Below are 4,890 nucleotides of genomic sequence, written 5' to 3' on the forward strand. Positions count from 1 at the left end.
GGCCGCGGTCGCCTGCCGCCCGCGCGGCCGCGACCGACGACGAGACCCAGACGAAGGAGACGCCATGACCGCCCTGATCCAGACCATCGACACCCCGGACGGCCCGTTCACGATCCTGGCCGACGCCGAGCAGCGCGTCCTCGCCTCCGGGTGGACCGACGACGTGGAGGCGATCCTCGGTCGCCTCTCCGCCGCCGCCCGTCCGGAGGAGTTGCGCGACGCCGAGACCGACGCGGCGGCTGCCGCCCTGGCCTATTACGCCGGTGACGTGTCGGCGATCGACGCCGTCGCGGTGAAGCAGACCGGAACCGCCCTCCAGCGCGCGGGGTGGGATGCGCTGCGCGGCATCGAGCCGGGTCGGCCGCTCACCTACACGGGCTTCGCCGCGCGCCTCGGCAATCCGAACGCGGTGCGCGCGGCGGCGTCGATCTGCGCCCGCAACGCCCCGGCCCTGTTCGTCCCGTGCCATCGGGTGCTGCGCACCGACGGCTCGCTGGGCGGCTTCGCGTGGGGTCTCGCCGTGAAGCAGAGCCTCCTGGCCCGTGAGAGCGCCGCGCGCTGAGCCGTCCGAAGCCCCGCCCCGTCTCCGCGCGGGACGGGGCTTTCGGCTGCCGCGGGAATTCCTCTTGCGCCCAGCTGGTTCACAGGAATAGGCTGATGGGCTGTCGCGCCAACCGGACGACCTCGCCGAGCCCATGAGGAGGACACCATGACCACGATCGCCGCCGCGCAGATCGCCACTCTCGGCTCGACCCCGGTGCGCCCGCTCTCCTAGAGCCGCCGCCCCCGTTCTGCACCGGATGCCGGGCTCCAGGAGCCCGCTCTCGCATCCGTCCCTCTTCCTCTTCGTTTCGCCTCGACTCCTCTGAGAGACATGTCTTCCTCGTCTTCCGCGCACAATCCGTCGTCCACCCTGTCCACCCCCGCCGCGCTGTGGCGGCTCAAGCCCTTCGTGAAGCCGGTCGTCTGGCGTCTCGCCGGAGGGGCCGCGAGCGCTCTCGCCGCCGCTCTCATCGCGTTGATGATCCCGATCGTGCTCGAGCAGATCATCGGCGGACCGGTCCGCTCCGGTCACATCGATGCGATCGTGTGGGGCGCGGCCGCCGTGTTCGCCCTGGCGCTCGGCGAGGCGCTCATGGTGTGGCTCCGCCGTCAGTTCGTGCTGTTCCCCGCCACGCAGGTCGAGTACACGATGCGCACGGAGCTGTACTCGCGGCTGCAGACGCTGCCGGTCGCGTTCCATGACCGCTGGCAGTCGGGTCAGCTGCTGAGCCGCATGATGCAGGACATCGGTCTCATCCGCCGCTGGCTCGCGTTCGGCCTCGTGCTGCTCGTGGTCAATGTGCTCACGATCATCATCGGCTCGGTGCTGCTGTTCCGCTGGCACTGGCTGCTGGGCACGATCTTCCTGGTGACCGCGATCCCGCTGTGGATCCGCGGCTACCTGTTCGAGAAGCGCTACGGCGCCCTCACCCGCCGCAGTCAGGACCAGGCGGGCGACCTCGCCACGAGCGTCGAGGAGAGCGTGCACGGCATCCGCGTGCTGAAGGCGTTCGGCCGCGGCAAGCACGCCCTGCGTCGCTTCAGCCGTCAGGCGGAGACGCTGCGCGAGACCGAGATGAGCAAGGCCGGCGCGATCGCGTCCATCTGGTTCTGGCTCGACCTAATGCCGCAAATCGCGTTCGGCCTGAGCCTGATGTCGGGCATCTGGCTGATCTCGCAGGGCGCGATCACCGAGGCCGAGCTGTTCGCCTTCTTCGCGATGGCCGTGGTGCTGCGCTGGCCCATCGAGTCGATCGGCTTCCTGTTCTCGTTCATGCTCGACGCCCGCACGGCGACCGACCGCGTGTTCGAGATCTTCTCCGAGACCAACACCATCACGGACCCGGAGCACCCGGTGCACATCGACGAGCCGCGGGGCGAGCTCGCGTTCGAGAGCGCGCACTTCCGCTACCAGGACGCGGGTGCCGAGGAGCGCGACCTGCTCGACGGCATCGACCTCGTGCTGCGGCCCGGCGAGACCATGGCGCTCGTCGGTCTGACCGGAAGCGGCAAGACCACGCTCACGACGCTCCCCACGCGGCTGTACGACGTGACGGGCGGACGGGTCACTCTCGACGGCGTCGATGTGCGCGACCTGCCGCTCGCGGAGCTGCGTCGGCACATCGCGATGGCGTTCGAGGACGCGACGCTGTTCTCGGCGTCGGTGCGCGAGAACGTGCTGCTCGGACGCGCCGACCTCGACATGCACAGCGACGAGGGGGAGCGCGTGCTGCGCGAGGCCCTCGACGTCGCCCAGGCGTCGTTCGTCGACACGCTGCCGGAGGGGGTCGAGACGGTGATCGGCGAGGAGGGCCTGAGCCTGTCCGGCGGGCAGCGGCAGCGTCTGGCGCTCGCGCGTGCCGTCGCCGCCGCGCCCAAGGTCCTCGTGCTCGACGACCCGCTGTCGGCGCTCGACGTCGACACCGAGGCCCTGGTGGAGGAGGCCCTGCGGCACGTGCTGGCCGAGACCACGGCGCTGATCGTGGCGCACCGCCCGTCGACGGTCGCCCTGGCCGACCGGGTCGCGCTGCTGGAGGCCGGCAGGGTCACCGCGGTCGGCACGCACGCGGAGCTTCTGAAGACCAGCCGCCACTACCGTCACGTCATCTCGAGCCTGGAGGCCGAGGAGGCGGCGCGCACCGGCGCGATCCCGGTCATCCGCGACACCGAGGCGGAGATCCACGATGCGGTGCAGGACGGCCTCCGGGAGGACGCCGCCGACGACGATCTGATGAGCGAGAAGGAGGTGCAGCGATGAGCTCCACCCTCACCGGCACCCAGGACGAGGACCGTTCCCGCCTGACCCGCGAGGAGAGCAGGGCGATCCGCAAGCGGTCGCTGCGCCTGCTCGGCTCGCTCGTGCGGCCGCTCAAGCCGCAGATCGTGCTCGCCGCGGTGGTGCTCGTGATCTCGACGGCGCTGCAGGTCGCCGGTCCGATCCTGATCAGCATCGGGCTCGACCGTGCACTGCCGGCCGTGATCGAGAACGCCGACTGGATGCCGACGTTCGTGGTGGGCGGGATCTACCTGCTGGCCGGTGCGCTCGCGGCCGCCCTGATCGCCTGGTACGTGATCATCGCGGCGAAGCTGACGCAGGCGATCCTGCTCGATCTGCGCAAGCGCATCTTCCTGCACACCCAGCGGCTGAGCCTGGAGTTCCACGAGTCGTACACCTCGGGGCGCATCATCTCGCGACAGACGAGCGACCTCGACTCGATCAGGGAGCTGCTGGACGGCGGCCTGAACGAGCTCGTGTCGGGCGTGCTGTTCGGGCTGTTCACGTTCATCGCGCTGTGCGTGTGGGACTGGCAGTCCGGCCTCATCCTCGCGCTCGGCGGGGTGCCGCTGTTCTTCCTGATGCGCTGGTTCTACTCGCGCTCGCAGCTGGTGTACCGCGAGTCGCGCGTGATCAGCGCCAAGGTCATCGTGCAGTTCGTGGAGACCATGACCGGCATCCGCGCGGTGAAGGCGTTCCGCAAGGAGCCGCGCAACGACGAGGCGTTCCAGCAGGTCGCCGGCGACTACCGCGACGTGAACCGCCGCTCGATGCTGCTGTTCGGCACGTTCGAGCCGGGGCTCATGGGCGTCGCGGCTCTGGTGCTCGGGATCGTCGTGCTGTGGGGCGGCATCCGGGTGTCGACGGGGGCCCTTACGGTCGGCGTGCTGCTGTCCGCCGTGCTGTATGTGCGCAACTTCTTCGCGCCGATGCAGGAGATCGCGATGTTCCTGAACTCCTACCAGTCCGCGACCGCGGCGCTGGAGAAGGTGTCCGGCGTGCTCGAGGAGGTGCCGACGGTGCCCGACCCCGAGAAGCCGGTGGACCTGTGGGAGTCGCGCGGACACGTCGAGTTCGACGAGGTCACGTTCGGGTACAACGGCGAGAAGACGATCCTCCCGAACTTCTCGCTCGACATCCCGGCCGGGCAGACGATCGCCCTCGTGGGGACGACCGGTGCGGGCAAGTCGACGCTGGCCAAGCTCATCTCGCGCTTCTACGACCCCTCGGAGGGTCGGGTGACCCTCGACGGCGTCGACCTGCGCTCGCTGCACCCGAAGGACCTCCGTCGTGCGATCGTGATGGTCACGCAGGAGGCGTACCTGTTCAGCGGGACGGTCGCGGACAACATCGCCCTGGGCAAGCCGGACGCCTCGCTCGACGAGATCAAGGCCGCCGCCCGCGCGGTGGGCGCCGACGGCTTCATCTCGGCGCTGCCCGACGGCTACAACACCGACGTGAACAAGCGCGGTGGGCGCGTCTCGGCGGGGCAGCGGCAGCTGATCTCGTTCGCGCGCGCCTTCCTCGCCGACCCGGCGGTGCTCATCCTCGACGAGGCCACCGCCTCGCTCGACATCCCGTCGGAGCGGCTGATCCAGGACGCGCTGCAGACGCTGCTCGCTGACCGGACGGCGATCATCATCGCGCACCGGCTGTCGACGGTCGCGATCGCCGACCGGGTGCTCGTGATGGAGCACGGCCGCATCATCGAGGACGACACCCCGGAGGCGCTCATCGGCGGCTCCGGCAAGTTCGCGCAGCTGCATGCCGCGTGGCAGGAGACGCTCGTCTGACGGCGTCCGCGTGCGCGGAGGGCCCGGTCTCCCCGTGGAGGCCGGGCCCTCGGCGCATCGCCGCCGTCGGTACGGGTCGGTAGCATCGAGGTATGGACCCCGTGCTGCTCCTCGCCGAGTGGTGGTGGATCGCGCCGACCGCCGCCGCCGGCGCGACCGCTGGTGCGATCGGGCTGCGCCGCCGCAGCACACGGAGCGGGCGGCGGCTCGAGTACGACGCGGCCCGACACGATCTGCGGATCGCGCAGCAGACGGCGGTCGCTCGGCGCACGACGCTGA

General features: G+C 70.4%; 3 protein-coding genes and 1 pseudogene. All 4 read left to right on the forward strand.

Annotated elements, in window-relative coordinates:
* Nucleotides 1-64 precede the first annotated feature (64 nt).
* Nucleotides 65-562 (forward strand): methylated-DNA--[protein]-cysteine S-methyltransferase, encoded by a 498-nt coding sequence (locus DW299_RS16315; RefSeq protein WP_136031014.1) that lies wholly within the window; start codon nt 65-67, stop codon nt 560-562.
* A gap of 312 nt (nt 563-874) precedes the next feature.
* Complete coding sequence (locus tag DW299_RS16320) at nt 875-2,800, forward strand: ABC transporter ATP-binding protein (protein WP_136037202.1); 1,926 nt, start codon at nt 875-877, stop codon at nt 2,798-2,800.
* A complete protein-coding gene (locus DW299_RS16325; RefSeq protein WP_136031010.1) occupies nt 2,797-4,611 on the forward strand; it encodes an ABC transporter ATP-binding protein in 1,815 nt (604 codons plus the stop codon). The genes DW299_RS16320 and DW299_RS16325 overlap by 4 nt, the downstream gene beginning before the upstream one ends.
* A gap of 92 nt (nt 4,612-4,703) precedes the next feature.
* Nucleotides 4,704-4,890, forward strand: a pseudogene (locus DW299_RS16330) (hypothetical protein); the annotation flags it as partial.

Source organism: Microbacterium sp. K35 (genome assembly GCF_004794375.1).
GTDB classification, from domain to species: domain Bacteria; phylum Actinomycetota; class Actinomycetes; order Actinomycetales; family Microbacteriaceae; genus Microbacterium; species Microbacterium sufflavum.